Annotated in this window: 17 protein-coding genes; 2 read left to right on the top strand and 15 right to left on the bottom strand. The window is 59.9% G+C overall.

Annotated features, from left to right (window positions below; translation table 11 throughout):
* Positions 1 to 634 precede the first annotated feature (634 nt).
* Positions 635 to 1,711 (top strand): transposase, encoded by a 1,077-nt coding sequence (locus FYK55_RS21610; RefSeq protein ID WP_150078700.1) that lies wholly within the window; start codon positions 635 to 637, stop codon positions 1,709 to 1,711.
* Between the two features lie 203 nt (positions 1,712 to 1,914).
* Here the strand turns inward: FYK55_RS21610 and FYK55_RS21605 are convergent, their stop codons facing one another.
* A complete protein-coding gene (locus FYK55_RS21605) occupies positions 1,915 to 2,208 on the bottom strand; it encodes a hypothetical protein (RefSeq protein WP_150078699.1) in 294 nt (97 codons plus the stop codon).
* Between the two features lie 544 nt (positions 2,209 to 2,752).
* On the opposite strand from FYK55_RS21605, the gene FYK55_RS21600 reads away from it, so the two are divergent.
* Positions 2,753 to 3,973: a DUF1559 domain-containing protein gene (locus FYK55_RS21600; protein WP_150078698.1), complete on the top strand. Its 1,221-nt coding sequence runs from the start codon at positions 2,753 to 2,755 to the stop codon at positions 3,971 to 3,973.
* Between the two features lie 976 nt (positions 3,974 to 4,949).
* Here the strand turns inward: FYK55_RS21600 and FYK55_RS21590 are convergent.
* The 14 genes from FYK55_RS21590 to rpmC all read right to left on the bottom strand — a co-directional run bounded on the left by FYK55_RS21590 (position 4,950) and on the right by rpmC (position 17,453).
* Entirely contained in the window at positions 4,950 to 9,527 is a 4,578-nt protein-coding gene (locus tag FYK55_RS21590) for an outer membrane protein assembly factor BamB family protein (RefSeq protein ID WP_150078696.1), read from the bottom strand.
* Positions 9,528 to 10,023: 496 nt separating this feature from the next.
* Positions 10,024 to 10,593, bottom strand: coding sequence for an adenylate kinase (locus FYK55_RS21585; protein WP_150078695.1), 570 nt, complete (start codon positions 10,591 to 10,593; stop codon positions 10,024 to 10,026).
* Between the two features lie 241 nt (positions 10,594 to 10,834).
* Complete coding sequence (secY, locus tag FYK55_RS21580) at positions 10,835 to 12,232, bottom strand: preprotein translocase subunit SecY (protein ID WP_150078694.1); 1,398 nt, start codon at positions 12,230 to 12,232, stop codon at positions 10,835 to 10,837.
* A 188-nt stretch (positions 12,233 to 12,420) separates the two neighbouring features.
* Positions 12,421 to 12,915, bottom strand: a complete 495-nt coding sequence (gene rplO / locus FYK55_RS21575) for a 50S ribosomal protein L15 (RefSeq protein WP_150078693.1) — start codon at positions 12,913 to 12,915, stop codon at positions 12,421 to 12,423.
* A 119-nt stretch (positions 12,916 to 13,034) separates the two neighbouring features.
* Positions 13,035 to 13,571, bottom strand: a complete 537-nt coding sequence (gene rpsE / locus FYK55_RS21570; protein ID WP_150078771.1) for a 30S ribosomal protein S5 — start codon at positions 13,569 to 13,571, stop codon at positions 13,035 to 13,037.
* Positions 13,572 to 13,690: 119 nt separating this feature from the next.
* Entirely contained in the window at positions 13,691 to 14,059 is a 369-nt protein-coding gene (rplR, locus tag FYK55_RS21565; protein ID WP_150078692.1) for a 50S ribosomal protein L18, read from the bottom strand.
* A 23-nt stretch (positions 14,060 to 14,082) separates the two neighbouring features.
* Positions 14,083 to 14,622, bottom strand: coding sequence for a 50S ribosomal protein L6 (rplF, locus tag FYK55_RS21560; protein WP_150078691.1), 540 nt, complete (start codon positions 14,620 to 14,622; stop codon positions 14,083 to 14,085).
* A 37-nt stretch (positions 14,623 to 14,659) separates the two neighbouring features.
* The gene (rpsH, locus tag FYK55_RS21555) at positions 14,660 to 15,055 is read right to left on the bottom strand and encodes a 30S ribosomal protein S8 (protein WP_150078690.1); all 396 of its coding nucleotides are present in this window, start codon (positions 15,053 to 15,055) and stop codon (positions 14,660 to 14,662) included.
* A 22-nt stretch (positions 15,056 to 15,077) separates the two neighbouring features.
* Positions 15,078 to 15,263 carry a type Z 30S ribosomal protein S14 gene (locus FYK55_RS21550; protein ID WP_095738320.1) on the bottom strand — a complete coding sequence of 62 codons (186 nt, stop codon included), beginning with the start codon at positions 15,261 to 15,263 and terminating at the stop codon, positions 15,078 to 15,080.
* Positions 15,264 to 15,326: 63 nt separating this feature from the next.
* Positions 15,327 to 15,899 carry a 50S ribosomal protein L5 gene (gene rplE, locus FYK55_RS21545; RefSeq protein WP_150078689.1) on the bottom strand — a complete coding sequence of 191 codons (573 nt, stop codon included), beginning with the start codon at positions 15,897 to 15,899 and terminating at the stop codon, positions 15,327 to 15,329.
* A 111-nt stretch (positions 15,900 to 16,010) separates the two neighbouring features.
* Positions 16,011 to 16,355, bottom strand: coding sequence for a 50S ribosomal protein L24 (gene rplX, locus FYK55_RS21540; protein ID WP_150078688.1), 345 nt, complete (start codon positions 16,353 to 16,355; stop codon positions 16,011 to 16,013).
* Between the two features lie 48 nt (positions 16,356 to 16,403).
* Positions 16,404 to 16,772, bottom strand: a complete 369-nt coding sequence (gene rplN / locus FYK55_RS21535; protein ID WP_150078687.1) for a 50S ribosomal protein L14 — start codon at positions 16,770 to 16,772, stop codon at positions 16,404 to 16,406.
* A 131-nt stretch (positions 16,773 to 16,903) separates the two neighbouring features.
* Entirely contained in the window at positions 16,904 to 17,230 is a 327-nt protein-coding gene (rpsQ, locus tag FYK55_RS21530) for a 30S ribosomal protein S17 (protein ID WP_150078686.1), read from the bottom strand.
* A 4-nt stretch (positions 17,231 to 17,234) separates the two neighbouring features.
* Positions 17,235 to 17,453, bottom strand: coding sequence for a 50S ribosomal protein L29 (gene rpmC, locus FYK55_RS21525; protein ID WP_150078685.1), 219 nt, complete (start codon positions 17,451 to 17,453; stop codon positions 17,235 to 17,237).
* Positions 17,454 to 17,458: the final 5 nt, after the last annotated feature.

Raw genomic sequence — 17,458 nt, 5'->3', positions numbered from 1 at the left:
TTCCCGGATCGCTCCAGAATATCAAACCTCCGCCGGTTGGTATTCAGGTGCGGCGACGGCGGACGGATTGTCACCCACCACGCAGCAATTACCGCTGCGCGGTAGCGTTGCCGTCGCGTCCTTTATCCGCCCATGATGGAGCCATAACCGCCGGGCTGTGCCTTCGGGCGATTTGTCGAACGGCAAAAATTGCCACCAAAAAAATCTCGGGCGATGCAATTTGTTCCCCGCAGGACGCCGAATCTCACTTGGCCGGCTCGGAGGCTTTCGTTCATTCCCGAACGCACGGTGTCGACTCCACACCAGCGAGCCAGTGCTTGATCGGATCGCACGTCAAACCCACGAACGTTGCCCCCGCCCACCCTCGCAAACGGGGACACAGCACTCGCAAAAGCAACCAAAGTCGCAAACGGGGACACAGCACTCGCAAAGAGTCGCAAACGGGGACAGAGCAACCAAAGAGGGACAGAGCACTACCGCCGACGAAACGTTGACATGGACCGGCTTGGCGTGTCTATTTTCTTGCAGTGGACATGGGCGGCACGTTGCCGACTCGATCAGCTGCGTTCGGGAGATCGGACTCCTTTGGTAGCTGGCATCGTTAGTCGAGTTACGCCCATCCGGAGGTGCCGCCATGGCCCGCCTGTGCCGTGCCGAATTGATCGATCCCGATCAAATCACACTCGTTCACGTCGTCAACCGCACCGTCCGTCGGTGTTTCTTGTTCGGTGACGATCCCGTCAGCGGTAAAAACTTCGATCACCGCAAGGTCTGGATCGAAGAGCGATTGGAGCGGTTCGCCGGGTGCTTCGGGATCGACTTGCTGTGCTTCGCCATTCTGTCGAATCACTACCATTTGATCCTCCGCTCTCGGCCAGACGTCGTCGCAACGTGGGACGACACGGAAGTGGCTCGTCGGTGGCTGATGATCTGCCCACCGACGCGTAAGAAAGGTCAATCAGCCGCGCCGACCGAAGCGGAACTCGATTCGATCCGCCGTTGCCCCGTACGGTTGGCCGAAGTGCGTCGCCGATTGAGAAGTATTTCCTGGTGGATGCGTTTGTTGAACCAGAACATCGCCCAACGCGCCAATCGCGAAGACGAGCAATCGGGACGATTCTGGCAAGATCGCTATCGGGCAACACGGCTGGACGACGAAGAGTCCTTGTTGGCGTGCGCCGCCTACGTGGACCTCAACCCGATCCGTGCCGGGCTTGCCGAAACCGTTGAGGCCAGCGACCACACTTCGGTCCAACGTCGACTTGAGTCCCGTTTTGACGTTCGCCCAACGAGCGTTGCGGGTTGCCGTGGCCCTCGAGCTTCGTCAGCGACCCGCCGGGATGCGTTTCTGGCAAAGCTGACGATCGAAAAGAGTGATGCGGTGGGTGCAGTCCCCGCGGAAAACGGACGCCGATGCAGCGACAAGGGATTTCTCTCGCTCAGTGATGACGCTTATCTGGAGCTGTTGGATTGGACCGCCCGCCAGATCGCTCCAGGGAAACGAGGGTCGACACCCATGCGGCTGCCATCGATCTTGAAGCGTTTGGGACTTGAGCAATCGTCTTGGTGCGAATTGGTCGCCGACTTCGATCGCTGTTTTTACCTGGTGGCCGGTCGTTGCGATCGCGTGCAGTCGGTACGTAGCCATCACACAGGCAGGCGATTCCGAGTCCGCCCCCTGGCCCGACGTCTTCTTCCGGCAGCTGCCTGAAACTCGCAATACGGCTCCCTCTGGCCGAGCGATGCGTCATCACGCTCGCAATAAGCTCTTGGACGGCTGCGGTCGACTCGTCGAACATTGTGTGAGCAATCGCTTGTGAGCCAGTGGCGGGGCCGTCTCAAGATTCGAAGACGCCCGTGAAAAAGTGATCAGCAACCACAACGATGGTCACAAGGGATGCGTTTGTCCCCAGATCAAACGCCAGTCGTGGTTTCCAGGACCAACATTTTTCCGTAGGGGGTGAAGGTGAAGAGCTGGGCAATCGATGCGAAGGTGAACTTCGACGCCAATGCTCGGTCCGCATCGATGCAGCTGAGGCGTTGGCAGTGCTCTGTCCCCAATGACCGCGCTCTTTCCTGAAACAGATCCCGGACACACTGATTCGAGGCGAGCACATAACTCTCCAGGTGTCGGAAACCGATAGCGGAAGTCGTCAGACTTTCGGATTCGGCTGTTTGGATATCGCAACCTTCAAAATACAGGCGCATTCCGCTAAGGCCTGTTCGCGCCGCGGTGCCGTGGTGGTTGGCATTGTCGCGACATCGTTTTTTGCAACGCCGCGCACTCCCGTGCTTGCGCCGCAAAAAATGCCTCCGACGGTTCGAGCCGTCGCCCGCCCATAGGTGCACGGGCGATCAAGCGCAACCCCCCAGAAAAGAATAAGTTTCGCTTTTTTTCTCAAAAAATTTGCGATCGCTCACCAGAAACCTTAGGGTGGGGGTTTCACTTTCTTCTCCTCTTGACAACTCGCACCGGCTAATGTCCAGCCCTTCTTCGTTCGTTTTGGTCGCTCTGTGGTCCCCGTCGGTTCGGCGACAGCGACATTTTGCCGGTGTTGAAACCTGACGCGACACTACGTCGCGTTTCGGGTCGGCACGGTGACCTCGAAGCTCGAGAAAGCCTGGAAGACGGCGACAAAAACCAGGCATTGGTTGGGTGTTGATTTTCGGGGGGAGCGGAACGCACGGGTCCTGTCCTCCGAGTTGGATTCGAGCGCCACCTGCTTCTTTTCTATTTGACTGGGAGACACCCATGTCGCACCGATTCCCCAGGCGGGGCTTTACGCTCGTTGAGCTCCTTGTTGTCATTGCAATCATTGGAATTCTTGTCGGTCTGTTGTTGCCGGCCGTCCAATCCGCTCGCGAGGCAGCTCGCAGGATGAGCTGCAGTAACAACTTCAAGCAGATCGGCTTGGCCATTCACAATTACCACTCCGCTTACAAGCAGCTCCCAACGCAGAACGGAGGGACGACGCGAGGACCGGGATTGCCAAATGGAGGTGCTGAACGCTTCATGCCGCCGGCGGCGAACGACCACTTGTTTCTGAGCGCGTTTGTCGGCTTGATGCCGTTTATGGAACAACAAGGTCTCTGGGAACAGATTTCCAACCCTCTGAGAGACCAAAATGGCGACATTTACCAATCGATGGGCCCATCCCCGCAGAAACCACTCGGTGGAAACCTGGGCCACTCGAGTTCCCGTTACGAACCCTGGCTGACAGAGATTCCAACGCTGCGCTGTCCCAGCGATCCAGGGTTCGGCTTGCCAGCCCAGGGCCGAAACAACTACGCGTTCTCCGTCGGTGACGCCAGTCACCTCGGTCACCGTGGCGAACGGCGAGACGACGGGACCTACGGGACCTGGCGATCACGTGCTGTGCAGGCCGCCCAACGTGGATTTTTCATTCCTCGAAGGGACACTCGGTTCCGCGACGTCCTGGACGGGCTTTCCAACACGATCGCTGCCGGGGAAATCGCTACCGATTTGGGAGACCGTGACATTCGCACCACGGCTGCTCGATCGGAAGTCGCTATCTGGTTGCCCGGCAACTCCAACGCCTGTCAAGATTTTTCCGACCCCAATCGTCCGCAGTTCTACGCCCCGGGGACGAACATCGCTAGCGGTGGGCAACGTGGCCGCGGGTATTGCTGGGCGTTCGGGATTCCCTATTACACCGGAATCACGACCATCACCCCGCCCAACAAAGCTCAATGCTTGCACCAGACCAACTGGATCATGGGCCAAGGGGTCTTCCCGCCGAGCAGCCGGCACCAAGGCGGGTGCCACATCCTGATGGGCGACGGCGCCGTGGTGTTCATCACCGATTCGATTGAATCCGGGAACCAGGAGGCTGCCCAAGTACGGATCGGAAACTGCTGCACTCCAGCCGGCTCGCCAAGCCCGTTTGGTCTCTGGGGCGCCCTCGGGACCCGAGCCAGCAAAGAGACGATCAAGGAACAGCTGAACCAGTAACTCTGGAATCCTTCTGTTGATCGCGTCAGCGAAGCCCCGCAGCTCGTCCTGCTGCGGGGCTTCGTTTTGATGATCTTTTCCCACTCACCACGTCACTCATTCGTTTTTTTACTGGAGTAGTTGATATGCAGTTACGTAAGCTCACGCTCTTCTCTTGTCTCCTTGTTTCGCCGCTTCTTCTCGGTTGCGGAGGTTCATCAGAACCCACGTCGGTTGCCGAAGGCGACGAAATCGAACAGTTCCTCGCGGAAAACCCCGACATGGCCGTTGATCTCGAAGAGGAAGCGCGGCTCGCCGAAGCCGACTCCGCGGTTGAGGGTGAGTAGCGGGATCGGTAACGAAACGCGTTTGGCCCGCCGATGGCCCACCGAGTCGTCGCAACGGGCCGACGCGTTCCGCCCCAGTCCCCCTGTCCCCGCCGACTGATCCGGTTGAAGGCTCTCGCGGTCCTTTGTCCCCATGAAGCCGCCACATTGAGATCTCCACGGTCCCACCATCCGATCTGAAAGATAAGTTGTCTTCTGCTCCGCGGGTCACTGGACAAGGTGCCGCGTCAGTCTGACAGACTGGCTCCCAATGCTACATCGCGAGCCCCAGCAATCCGGCTGCATGTGCTCTGTCCCCCGAGGGACTTCTGTGCTCAGGGACTTCTGTGCTCTGTCCCCGAGTGGACTTCCCAAGTCCACTCGAGTGCTCTGTCCCCCGACTGCTCTCGGGTGCTCTGTCCCCCGAGTGCTCTGTCCCCCGAGTGCTCCGAGGGACTTCTGTTCCAGAGTGGACTTCCCCCGAGGGACCCCGAGTGGACTTCCCAAGTCGACTCGAGTGCTCTGTCCCCCGACCGCTCCGAGCGGAATGCTCTGTCCCCCGAGCGGAATGCGAGTACTCGGAAGCAAGTGCTCTGTCCCCGGGTGGCCCCGCTGTCCCCGGGTGGCCCCGGAGGTAAGTGCTCTGTCCCCCGGGTGGAATGGGGCGTGGGCTATTGGTCGGGGTTGGGTGGCGAGCCGAATTCGAAGTTCAACGCTTCGCCTTCAATTCGCACCAACACTCGATTCTGCCTGGGCTGCACGATCAATGCGGTGGTCAGGCCGGCCGCTCTGCCGGCGAGCGATTTCTGCAGCTCTTCATAGATCGTTTCACCATCGGTAAGTCGCAGCATCTGCACGTCCATCTCCGTGCGGCTGGAACGATTGGTGGAAAAAATCGTCTTGGCTCGCACCAGCACCAACACGGGCGATCCGTGGGGTTGCGAAAGCGTGCAGCCCCATGGTTCGTCGAAATCTCGCTGCCAATTGATGTCGCCCGATTCAGTCGACACAGCGATGATTTTGTGGACGGTACGGTGAACATCTCCTTGCTGCGTTGTCATGTCCGAGGCGTTTTGCCGCTGAACTTCGTTGGCCGGCATCACCAGCAACTGGCCGTCCATCCACATCGCGTGCATGTACTGCAATTCCGGCATCTCTCCGACTTCATGTCGACAAAGTTCGGTGCCGCGCAACAAATCCCACACGACCAGACGCCCCGTCGTGTCGAACAGAACCAAGTATCGGTCTTGCAGGACCCGGCCGAAACCACGTCCCGTCCCCGCAACCTGCGGTGATTTGACCAAAGCTTCCGTTTCCAGCAGCACGCGTTCCTCCGGAGCCGCCAACGGATTGACCAACCGCACCGTCGCGGTGGCCGACTTTGAAGAGGTTTCGTAAGCCAAGACGCAGGAACCGATCGAACTCCACAGCGTCCCATACTTCCACGGCTGGCTGTCCAGCTTGCGTCCGTCCAGCAGATCAAATGTCGTCACGGTCGCCGGTTGATTGATCGGATTGGAAACCACCGCCACACGATCCGCGTCGGCAACCAAATGCCCCGTCGTGGGCGCCCCGGAGTGACGCCACAGCGTGTTCTTGTCGGTCAAACGGATTGCCACCAAGTCGCCGGCCTGCAACACAACCACGCGATCGCCCAATACCGGGCCGACTCGGAACTCTCCGATCATGTTGGCCGATGCGGAGTTGGTGGGATAGGACGAAATCGTGTCTCCGAATTCGGTCACGCGCGACTTTCGCGCCGTCGACGCGTCACCCTCGGAACCGAAATCCCGCGTCCAAATCACCGCCTCACTCGGTTGATTCGTGCGAATTGCAAACAGGTCCACCGCCGAGAGCTGGCCGGGACGTTCCATGATCATGATCCCGCCACTGATCGCGGCGTCGCGGTCGGAAACGTTGCGTCGAGGAAACGCTTCCAACGCGACACGTCGGCTTTCGCCCAACGGGTTCTGCAACATGACCGCGCCGGAGTTGTTGATCAGCGACCAGCCTTGAAAACTCTGTCCCGCCATCATCTCCGGTTCCACCGAATGCTGCAGCGCCTGCGCGCGCGCCCCTCCGGGCATGGCTTGCGTCTGCCAGGTCAATGACACCGGCGCCGTCACGTCCAACGCCTCACCGTCCAGTTCGACCGCCGCTTTGGCTTTTTCGCGAATCTCGTCCAACGAGCTCGGGGTCACCACCCGCTCCCCGTCACCCTCAGAATCATCCTGTGGCTGACGAGCCTGAACAACGTCCAAGATCTCCAGCGAGTCTTCGGCAAGTTGTCCCTCGGCATAGACACGTGCCAGTTCGACGGCCCGCTCCTGACTGAACGGCAATTGCCCCAGGTTCAGCAATCGAGCCGGCCGGATCGGGCCGAGCAGCAAACGCTCAGCGGCCGCCGGCAGCCCCTCGGCCATGCGGCGGGCCGCCAACGAGACGATCAACGAGTCGACGCCCAACGGTCGGAAATGTTCGACCATGCTTTCCAGCAATCGCGAAGAACCCCGACGCTTCTCCTGAATATGCTCCGCCAGCAGTTCCTGGACCAGCTCACTTTGCCCTTCTTCCGCGGCGATCCTGGCGAGCTCCGCACTGCGGGCGGAAGTCCAGCTGTCCAGATTGCAATCACGCATCGGATCTCGCAGGATTGACTCGTCTTCATTCCCCAACAGGTTCACGTTGCCGATCACGGACGAAAACTCCAGCAACAGTTCAGTCGCCTGCCGCACCGATCGTTCGCGAAGCGCCGACTGAATCCGCAACGCGAGAAATTCCATTCGTTGGGCCGGCGTATCGATCAGCGCATCAAGTTCCTTCACCAAAGCCGGCGAGGGCGACTCTTCTTCACGCAGCACGCCGAGCATCGCTGCGATCGACAGGATCAACACTTCGTCGCTGTCCGGCTCGATCTCCCGAGCTTTCTGCAAAACGGTCAGAGCTTCCTGCCGGTTTCCCTGCTCGGTCAACAGCAACGCCTTCTGAATCAGGGCATCCAGATTGTTTGGATTTTCCTCCAGCATCCGATCGACCTTTGGCCCCAAGGTTCGCGCTCCGAACGCGACCGCCAACGTGGTCGGACCTTGCGATATCAATTCGCCATCGACGGCAACCAAGTTGCCAAGCGGGTAGCGTGTCGTCCGACGCTGCAGCTCGGACCCGTCTTCGATCGACACGCTGATCAACTCGTTGCCGCTGGTAGGCACGATATAGCGGTCCGGCCCAAAGACGCCTCTTCCCACAATTTGCTGCCCCGGCGCAATCAGCTTCGCGTCGGTCGTCCATTGCAGCCGCCCGTTTTGAAGGTCATAGCATCGCAGTTCGCGGGCCCCGATCACGAACAACTTGCCGTCGCGAATCCCGGCAACATAGAAGGCTCCCAGCCGCGGCTTGTTGAATCGGCGTTTGCCGTCCACCAAATCAAAACAATACAGGACATCGGTGACGACCGGTGTAACCAAAACGCTGTTGCCGCTGGCGACCGCCAGTGAATGGTGCCACCGTTCCAGCAGCTCATCGGGTGAGTCGCCGGCACGTTGGAATCGCCCCAACGCGTTGCTCTCGGCACGTCGCTCGTACGTGTTGCCCCACCGCAACGTTCGATCCCCCAGGTCCACGGCGACGGTCGCCCCGGCGCCGGTGGGACAGATCAACACACCTTCGTGATAGGTCGGCGCCGCACCGGCGGTCCGACGCGACGCGTCGTATTGAATGCCCAGCCCTTCGATCGCCACCAGTTGCTGTCGCCAACGCATGTTTCCCGTCGCCGGATCCAGACAAACCAGGGAGATGTCACCAGCCATTTCCACGATGGCGTACAGTGAACCGTCCACGGGCAGCGGTGGCCCCAGGAAAAAAGCCTCATTCAGTTCACTGGCGATCGTCGGGTCCTGCCCCAATCGCCACAACGTTTTGCCCTCGGTCTTCAGTTCCAATGCGACCAACGTGTTGCGATCGCTGTCGGCGGACTCAATGTTCTGAATTCCCATCAACGGATTGATTTGCACCGTCTGTACCGGCGACAGATCATCCAACAGATAGACCCGCTCTCCGTCACTGCTGAGCTGGCCGTAGGGCAAATCGTTCCAGACGCGACGTTCAAGCAAATCGTCCCCTTCATCCTGGCCACCACCGCGAGACGTCAATGATTGCTCTTGCTCGAACGAGTCATCGCTCTGGAACCAGGGGTACTGCCAAACGCGTTTGCCGGTGCGAAAGTCCACGCCCATCAAACGCTCGGTGGTTCGCATCAATAGCTGATCACCGACGCGAATCGGTGTCCAACTGGGTGGAATGAGCCGACCGCTGGAAGCCAATTCCTCACCCCGCAGACGCAACGCTTGTTCTTCGCGCGGCGTCGCCGTTGTTTCCAACATCCAGCGGGGCGTCGACAACGGCAACTGTCCGTCCGCGCCGTCATTGCGAGATGCCCCGCCGCCCAAGTACGGATAGTCGGCAGAGCGGCTGATCGCATCGGACGAAGGCAGTTGATAGTTCTTTTCAATCCAGCTTCGCCAATCCGAGACCGATGGGTTCCCATCCGACTCGCCCACACGAAGCTCCGCGGGCAACTCGGAAAGCCCGGTGGCCGGCGATCGTGCGGAAACCTGGCAGGCAACGGCATGCAGCAAAACGACTTCACGTCCCAACTGTTCGACGGCGGCTTTGCTGGCGACCACGTCATCAAGCAGCAACGAGGCGGCCAGGGGATGCCCCAAAAACATCTCGTGCTGCGCGAGCAGCAGCGAGGCGTTGTAACCGGCTTCGGTGTGAAAGTAACGGCGGCGGACTTCACGCAACTTGTTCCAATCTCGCGTGGTCGTTGCATCGCCGAGCAGTTGCTCGGCGAGCGCCCCATATCGCAACTCGTACGTTTCCCGTCCTTTGGCGGGCAGAGATCCGATCAGGTTGCGACAATGCTTTAGAAAACTTTGGTCGCGACGCGGTTGGTTTTCCTCCTCCGCCTCCAGGAAAAAGTCCTGACCTGCCAGACTCTGCTCGTCCCCCGGGTCCGGAACGCGTTCCAAGACGTCGCCCAAGACGACCACCGCGTCGCTGTATCGCTCCTCGGCAATCGCCCTTTCTGCTTCTTTCAACTGCTGGGTGATCGCCCGCGGCGGCGGGATGAACCGGGACATGTTTTGTTGAAACGCGATCCCGAAACGCCCCTGCTGGGCGATCGTCAAGCTGGCACCGAGAAGCGATATCGCAATCGCAATCAGGCACCGGTGGGTGAAAACTCGCATATTCAGTCGTTTCGAGAGGGGGTCGGGCGTTTATCGCGATAGCGGCACCGCGGACGATCTGGCCGGTAGGACGCTCGTCGCGATTCTTCCGCACAGGATTCTGCAGCATCTACTGCCGTCTCAACCAGCTTCGATTGTATCGGCCCAGGCGACCATACGACGAGGGAGTGTTTGCGATTCGAAGTCGCCGTCGGATTGATGGCCCGTGTCGACGTCCCCTGTCTCCATCCCGCAGATCCGCGGCGGGTCCCGGTTTCATCCGCCGCAACGACCGCGATCCAGAGCCCAGACGTGCCCGTGCTGGCCACCCGGATGTCCCCGACCCGGACATCCCCGACCCAGCTGGCCGACAAGAAAAAGTCTGCCGGCGCGTGCCACGAACCGGACACTGCGACGCAGATTGTGCTCACCGCGGAAACGCACGGCCCGGACGCAGCCCGTGATTGACGGTTGTTGCCGGACCGCCGAAACCGAGTCGCCGTGAGCTTCCGTGATTTCAACCTTCAATCGCGTCAAGCGTTTGTCGGATTTCCGCGTACACTTCGTCGGGCGGCTGCATGCCATCAATCGGGCGGACGATTCCCTGCTGACGATAGTGCTCCAGCACGGGGGCGGTCTGATTGAAGAACACCCGCAGCCGCGCGGCAATCGTCTGGTCGGTGTCATCGACACGATGCTCAATCTGGGCGCGTTTGAGCAACCGCTCGATCAACGTCTCCTGCTGAACCTGCAGATTCAAGACCGCACTCAGCCGCAGCGATTGCTCCGCTAAATAATCGTCCAACATCTGGGCCTGATTGACCGTCCTGGGAAAGCCGTCCAACAGACAGCCTCGGTCACAATCTTCTTCCTGCAGACGCTTGATGACGATCCGCATGACCAGATAGTCCGGCGCCAAGCGTCCGGAGTCGATGTATCCGGCGACCAGCCGACCCAAAGCCGAACCGTCACGCGTGGCGCGCAGCATGTCTCCGGTGGAGATGTGGGGAATCTCCAAGTCTTCGGACAGGCGGCGGCACTGTGTTCCTTTGCCGGCGCCGGGCGGCCCGATGAAGACGATTCGCACTGGTGCTTCCCGGCAGAAATTGATGTGGAGCGTCTCGCGACGTGGGAGCAGGGTCCTGGAGGTCACGTCGAAAATGGTTCGCTAGACGAACCAGCGGTGGGACATCTGACGTCCCCTGTCATGCATCGCGATCCGTCGTCCGATTCTCCGGTTCGGACGGAAAGTTCAACAACCCGGAGCGCCATGCCGCTCCGCGAAATGCATCGCGTGCCCCACCTGCTGGGAGCGAACGTCGTCCGCTTTACACCACCGGCGAAGTTCCGCCGCCGGCACCTTCCAGCAGCCCGCGGTAGTTCCGCATCACCAGGTGGCTGTCGATCTTCTGGACCAAGTCGAATGCGACACTGACGGCGATCAGAAGGCCGGTGCCTCCGTAAAAGCCGGCAATCGAGTAGGGCACACCCAACGACCCGTAAACGATCGTCGGAACGATCGCCACGATCGACAAGAAGGCGGCGCCCACGTACGTGATTCGCACCATGACCTTTTCCAGGTAGTCGGTGGTGCGTTTCCCAGGCCGATATCCGGGGATGAACGTTCCGCTGTCACGCAGGTTGTCCGAGATCTCTTTCGGGTTGAAGGTGATCGCCGTCCAGAAGTAACAGAAGAAAAAGATCAGCGCGACGTACAACAGGTTGAACAGGTACGACGCCTGATCGCTCATGGTCAAGCTGATCAAGTTCAACGACTTGAAGACGAACCCGCCGGTTTCGAACAGGCCGGCCATCAGTCCGAAAAACACACTGGGGATCATCAGCAGACTGCTGGCAAAAATGATCGGCATCACACCGGCCTGGTTGATCCGCAACGGCAGGTGCTGGCGGGTTCCGCCGTAAACTTTGCGACCGCGAGTGAACTTAGCGGATTGCGTGGGAATCTTGCGTTGTCCCAGGGTGATAAAGACGACGCCGACCACGACCCCAATGAACAGCACAAACAGCAAGATCAGCGTTTCGATGCCGACCTGACCGCGGCTCAACCCGGTCAGCTGCGTTTCCATGTTGCGGACCAGCTCGTAAAGTGCCTTGGGCATCTGGGCCAGGATCCCGGCCATGATCAACAAACTGATCCCGTTTCCGATGCCGTGCTCGTCGATCTGTTCCCCCAACCACATCAGGAACACACTGCCGCAGGTCATCACCGCGACCGCGACCAGTTGCCAGGGCAGGTACAACCCCGTGCCGGTGGAATTCAAGAAGTTCGGGTTGATGTTTCCGCCGCCGGGGCCGCTGGCCGTCAACATCACCGACAGATAGATCCAGCTCTGCACCAGGCAGATGAAGACTGTCAGGTAACGGGTGTACTCGTTGATCTTTTTCTGTCCCGCCTGGCCTTCCTTCTTCAGCTCGGCCAGTGCCGGGACGGTGGTCCCCAATAACTGCAGAATGATCGAGGCGGAGATGTACGGCATGATTCCCAAGCCGAAAATCGTCAGCTGGCGGAGGTCGCTGGCCGCAAACAAGCTGACCTTTTCCAGGAAGTCTCCGGCGCCGCCGCCGGCCGAATCCATCGGCGTGTTGGAGACCATGGGCAGGGGGATGTGGAATCCGATTCGATAGATCGCCAGCAACCCGAGCGTGAGAAAAATCTTTCTCCGCAGCTCGGGAATGGTCATCATGATTCGCAGTTTTTCAAGCATTCGCTCGATCCGTCTTTCGTTGATGGTGATGCGGATGCCGGCAGATCACATTCGCCGGAGGGGCCGCCTGCGCAACTTTAGTGTTTTTTCTCGACACTGGCGAGAGCAACGATTCTCAATGCAAAACGCCAGTCCGCGGGTACGAACTGACGTTTTCGTCTGATCCGGGTTGAATTCCGGAAGGGGCCCTACTTGGCCTCTTTGAGCGCCTCGACACGCTCGGCCGGGGTCCGCTTGGGGGCCAGCTTGGTGACGGTGCCGCCGGCGGCGGTGATCTTCTCTTCGGCCGACTTGCTGAAACGGTGTGCAGATACGTTCAGCTTCTTGTTCAGTTCGCCGTCGCCAAGGATCTTGACCTCGTCAAAGGTGCCTTTGGCGACGTCCTTGGCCGACATCGCTTCGAGCGTCACGTCGGCGCCGTCATCGAAGCAATCGTTCAGCTTGCCGACGTTGACGGCAAACACGGTCGACGCCCAACGGTTGTTGAATCCGCGTTTGGGGACGCGACGGAACATCGGCATCGCCCCGCCTTGGAAGCTGGGCTTGCGGCTGTAACCGCTGCGGCTCTTGTGGCCCTTGTGGCCACGGCCGGACGTCTTGCCGGTCCCGCTGCCGGGGCCGCGGCCGATCCGTTTTCGTTTGCGGTTTTTCTGAATCCCGCGATGGACATCATTCAGATTCATAGCGATACCGAATTCACCAGTGGTGCTAATTTCACGGGGCGGCGCGATTCCTCGCGGGACTCACCCCAAGGGGCGACCGAGCTGCCGGACGGCGGCGCGGTCATTCATCTTGTTTCAAATCAAGCCGACAGTTCTTCGACGCTCAGTCCACGCAGGGCGGCCGCTTCTTCGCGGGTCCGCAGCTTGGACAGAGCTTCAACGGTGGCCTTGACCAGCGTGACCGGATTGTTGGTTCCGTAGGACTTGGTCAGGATGTCGTGAATCCCGCAAGCTTCACAGACCGCACGGACTGCCTGGCCAGCGATGATCCCGGTACCAGCCCCGGCCGGGATGAGGGTCACACTGGCGGCGCCGAATCGGCCCCAGACCTGGTGGGGGATGCTGCCCTCGACCAGCGGCACATTGATCATGGCGCGGGTGGCCTGCTTGGTCGCCTTCTGGACGCTCGGCGGCACTTCGTTGGCTTTGCCGTAACCCCAGCCGACCTTCCCCTGTCCGTCACCGACGACGACCATGGCGGCGAAGCTGAAGCGGCGACCGCCTTTGACCACGGCGGCACAGCGTTTGATCTTTACGACGCGGTCGAGCAGGCCGTCATCTTTCGATTCCTCGGCTTGCTTTCCGCCACGACGACGTTGTTGGTTTCCAGTACTAATGGTTCCGACCCTCGGTGAGCCGACCGCTGGGGCCGGCAATTTAAAATCGCGGTTGTAAGCTGCTGTTTTCCGTCAGGACGCCGACTCGACTCGGTCGGCTGTTGGGGATCTGGTTCGGTCTACAACGACAACCCACCCTCGCGGGCGGCATCGGCGAAGGCCTTGACCCGGCCGTGGTACTTGTTGTGCCCACGGTCCAGTTTGACTTCCTTGATCCCGGCGGCGGTGGCCTTCTCGGCGATCGCTTTTCCGACTTCCGCGGCTGCGTCGCAGTTGCCCCCGCCTTCGACGGATTCGCGGAGCGTCTTGTCTTTGGTGCTGGCACTGACCAGCGTCTTGCCGCTGTCGTCATCGATCAGCTGGCAAGAGAAATGTTTCAGCGAACGATGCACGCACAAACGCGGGCGGTCCGCCGATCCCCGCAACACGTTGCGGACGTGATTGCGGCGGCGGTATCGTTTCTTTGCGAGTTTCTTGTTCTTGTCCATGTTCTTGCCGTTTCTCAGACCGCCTACTTGGTGGCCGCCTTACCGGGTTTGATCTTAACGTATTCGCCTTGGTAACGAATCCCTTTGCCTTTGTACGGTTCGGGTTTTCGCAGTGCCCGAACTTCCGCGGCAAACTGCGTGACGCGTTGCTTGTCGCACCCCTGAACGACCACGTGGGTCTGGTCGGGACAGGTGACCGTCAGGTCCGACGGGATCTTGCGATACAATTCGTTGGCGTATCCGACCCGCAACTGCAGGGTGTCGCCGGAGATGCTGGCCAGGTAACCAACCCCGACGATCTCGAGCCGCTTTTCGTAACCTTGCGTGACGCCTTCGATCATGTTGGCGACCAATGCCCGGGTCAGGCCGTGCAGTTCGCGACACGTCCGATCTTCGCTGTCACGGCTGACGGTCACGGTGGAGTCTTCCACACTGACGCCGACCTCGGGCCGGTGCTTCATGGTCAACTTTCCCTTGGGGCCTTCGACCGTGATCACACGGTCGGCGACACCGACGGTGACACCGCTGGGAATGTCGACAGGTTTTTTTCCGATACGGCTCATTTCAGATCACTTGCTGAAAACGTTCGATTGAATGGTGTTACGCGACTTCGCACAGGACTTCGCCGCCGACTTTTTCCCGCCGAGCTTCGCGATCGCTGATCACACCCTTGCTGGTGCTGATGATGGTGATTCCCATCCCGCCGAGCACCGGCTTGAGGTCCTTGCAATGGGCGTACAAACGGCGTCCGGGCTTGCTCATCCGTCGAATCGTCTGGATCACGCGTTCACCGTTGGAGCCGTATTTCAGTTCCAAACGCAGGGTGTTGACGGGTGATTCTTCGACTTCCTGCCAATCCCAAATGAACCCCTCGCGTTTGAGCACATCAGCGATGCCTCGCTTGACGCGGCTGGCGGGGATATCCACGAACGCTCGTTCCACACGAACGGCGTTGCGGATGCGGGTCAACATGTCTGCAATCGGGTCTGTCATCATGGGTTTTCGTCGCTCCGTTGTCTTACCAACTGGCCTTACGAACACCGGGGATCAAACCCAAGTTCGCATTTTCGCGGAAACAGATTCGGCACAATCCGAACTTGCGATACACCGAACGCGGGCGACCGCAGAACTTGCACCGGTTCTCGCGCCGGGTGCTGAACTTCGGCTTCCGATTTGCCTTGGCGATTTTCGATTTACTTGCCACGGGCTGTCTTTGGGTTGCAGCTGTGAAACGGTTCGCAAAATAAAATGGTTTTCAAGACGCCACTCAGGCGGCGTCGTTCTTCTTGGCAGGCTGCTTGAACGGCATGCCGAAGAATTCCAACAACGTGCGGGCTTCTTCGTCGCTCTGGGCCGTCGTGACGAACGTGATGTTCATCCCCTGCGGTCGAGTGAATTTGTCGGGGTTCAACTCCGGGAAGACCAATTGTTCGGTCAAGCCCATCGTGTAATTGCCGTTGCCGTCGAAGGCCTTGCGGCTGATCCCGCGAAAGTCACGCACACGCGGCAGGACGATCGCGACCAGTCGGTCAAAGAACTCGTACATGTGCTGGCGTCGCAGCGTGACCATGCAGCCGATCGGCATGCCTTCACGCAGCCGGAAACCGGCGATCGATTTGCGGGCCAGGGTGGTCACGGGCTTTTGGCCCGCGATCTGAGTCATCGCGTCGATCGCCAGGTCCAGGATCTTCTTGTCGCCGATCGCCTGGCCGACGCCCATGTTCAAGGTGATCTTTTCCAGGCGGGGCACCTGGTGCGGGTTTCCGTAGCCGTACTTCTCCACCATCTTTTCACGGATGGTGTCCTCGTAGGCCTGTTGGAGTCGTGGTTTGTTTGCCATCGTCGGTTCTGCGTTTGGCGGCTGTGGGTCGGTGCGCGGCGGGGACGCGACTTTGCTGCAAGTCGTTGACGACCGTGCGAGTCGTCAGCGACGGGGGAATTTCTTCGGGAACTACTTCTGGTAGGAGGGTCGGGCCGGGGCAACTCGCCCCAGGCTGGCACCACTCTTTTTGGCGTAACGTTCCTTGGATCCGTCGTCCAAGTAACGGACACCGATCCGGGTCGGCTTTCCGGTGGACGGATCGATGACCATCACGTTGCTGGCGTGGATCGGCATCTCTTTGCTCAAGCGGCCCCCTTGCGGGTTCTTCTGGCTACGCTTGACGTGTTTGCGGACCAGGCCGGCGCCTTCGACGACGACCTTGTTCTTCTTGCGATCGACGACCAGGACTTTGCCGCGATGACCTTTGTCACCGCCGGCGATCACCAGGACTTCGTCTTCTACTCGGAGCAACATGACTGGAAAACTCTGTATGGATGCGAGGTGGATGTGGGGGGCTTCCGATCAAACCACTTCGTTGGCCAGGCTGACGATCTTCATGAAGTTGTGCTCACGAAGCTCGCGAGCGACCGCACCGAAGATCCGCGTGCCTCGCGGGGACTTGTCTTTGTCGATCAGCACGACAGCGTTGCTGTCGAACTTGATGTAGCTGCCGTCGGGCCGTCGGACGGGCGTCTTGGTCCGCACGATGACCGCTCGAACGATCGCCTTTTTCTTCACGTCGCTGCCGGGAATCACGCTTTTGACGCTGCACACGATGACGTCGCCGACGCGGGCAAACCGCCGACGGCTGCCGCCGAGCACCTTGATGCACATGACTTGACGCGCACCGGTGTTATCTGCGACGTCCAGACGGGTTTCTTGTTGGATCATGATTGACTGTTCGGCTTGCGAACGCGGTGGACCGGAGGACGGTTCCGCCGGGGCGGCCGCTCCGCTGACTCGCGGCGAAGGATCAAAACGGTGGACGGTGAGTATCGGAACAACACGCGGACGGGCCGCGACTACGCCTCGGACGATTCCCCGGACGCCGCTTCGGCCTGCTCGGCTTCTTTGCGAGCGGCCCGCAGGGCAACCAGGTCGACCTCGGTGCTCTTTTCCAGCACGCGGACCAACCGCCAACGCTTCAGCTTGCTCAACGGTTCCGATTCGATGATCTCCACGCGGTCACCGATGTGCGACTCGTTGTCTTCATCGTGAACGTGGCAAACCGTTCGCCGGCTGATGTATTTCTTGTACTTGGGATGCTTCACCAGGCGATTGATCTCGACGCGGCGCGTCTTGTCCATTTTGTCGCTGGTGACAATGCCCGAAACAACGCGTTTTGGCATGTTGTTACGCTTCGGCTGGGGTGGAATTGGCTGGTTTGGCTCGCTCGGTCTGGATCGTTTTGATCCGAGCGATCAAACGTCGGTTCTTGCGAATATCGCTGGGCGTGTTCAAACGCTCCGACTGAGACTGGAAACGCAGTCGGAACAGCGTCTGCGCCGCTTCGGCCGCGGTCGCCTCGAGCTGTTCGTCGCTCATCTCTCTCAGTTCGCTATTGCTGGTCATGACCA

The organism is Roseiconus nitratireducens (assembly GCF_008629675.1).
GTDB lineage: Bacteria > Planctomycetota > Planctomycetia > Pirellulales > Pirellulaceae > Stieleria > Stieleria nitratireducens.
The sequence above is the reverse complement of the archived record's forward strand: the minus strand, read 5'-3'. Positions and strand labels throughout refer to the sequence as shown.

Coding starts and splice junctions, on each gene's coding strand:
- FYK55_RS21610 (WP_150078700.1), top strand. CDS start 635: ATGGCCCGCCTGTGCCGTGCCGAATTGATCGATCCCGATCAAATCACA.
- rplX (WP_150078688.1), bottom strand. CDS start 16,355: ATGTTGCTCCGAGTAGAAGACGAAGTCCTGGTGATCGCCGGCGGTGAC.
- secY (WP_150078694.1), bottom strand. CDS start 12,232: ATGCTTGAAAAACTGCGAATCATGATGACCATTCCCGAGCTGCGGAGA.
- rplE (WP_150078689.1), bottom strand. CDS start 15,899: ATGGCAAACAAACCACGACTCCAACAGGCCTACGAGGACACCATCCGT.
- rpmC (WP_150078685.1), bottom strand. CDS start 17,453: ATGACCAGCAATAGCGAACTGAGAGAGATGAGCGACGAACAGCTCGAG.
- rplF (WP_150078691.1), bottom strand. CDS start 14,622: ATGAGCCGTATCGGAAAAAAACCTGTCGACATTCCCAGCGGTGTCACC.
- rplN (WP_150078687.1), bottom strand. CDS start 16,772: ATGATCCAACAAGAAACCCGTCTGGACGTCGCAGATAACACCGGTGCG.
- rplR (WP_150078692.1), bottom strand. CDS start 14,059: ATGGACAAGAACAAGAAACTCGCAAAGAAACGATACCGCCGCCGCAAT.
- rpsH (WP_150078690.1), bottom strand. CDS start 15,055: ATGATGACAGACCCGATTGCAGACATGTTGACCCGCATCCGCAACGCC.
- FYK55_RS21590 (WP_150078696.1), bottom strand. CDS start 9,527: ATGCGAGTTTTCACCCACCGGTGCCTGATTGCGATTGCGATATCGCTT.
- rpsQ (WP_150078686.1), bottom strand. CDS start 17,230: ATGCCAAAACGCGTTGTTTCGGGCATTGTCACCAGCGACAAAATGGAC.
- FYK55_RS21605 (WP_150078699.1), bottom strand. CDS start 2,208: ATGCGCCTGTATTTTGAAGGTTGCGATATCCAAACAGCCGAATCCGAA.
- rplO (WP_150078693.1), bottom strand. CDS start 12,915: ATGAATCTGAATGATGTCCATCGCGGGATTCAGAAAAACCGCAAACGA.
- FYK55_RS21600 (WP_150078698.1), top strand. CDS start 2,753: ATGTCGCACCGATTCCCCAGGCGGGGCTTTACGCTCGTTGAGCTCCTT.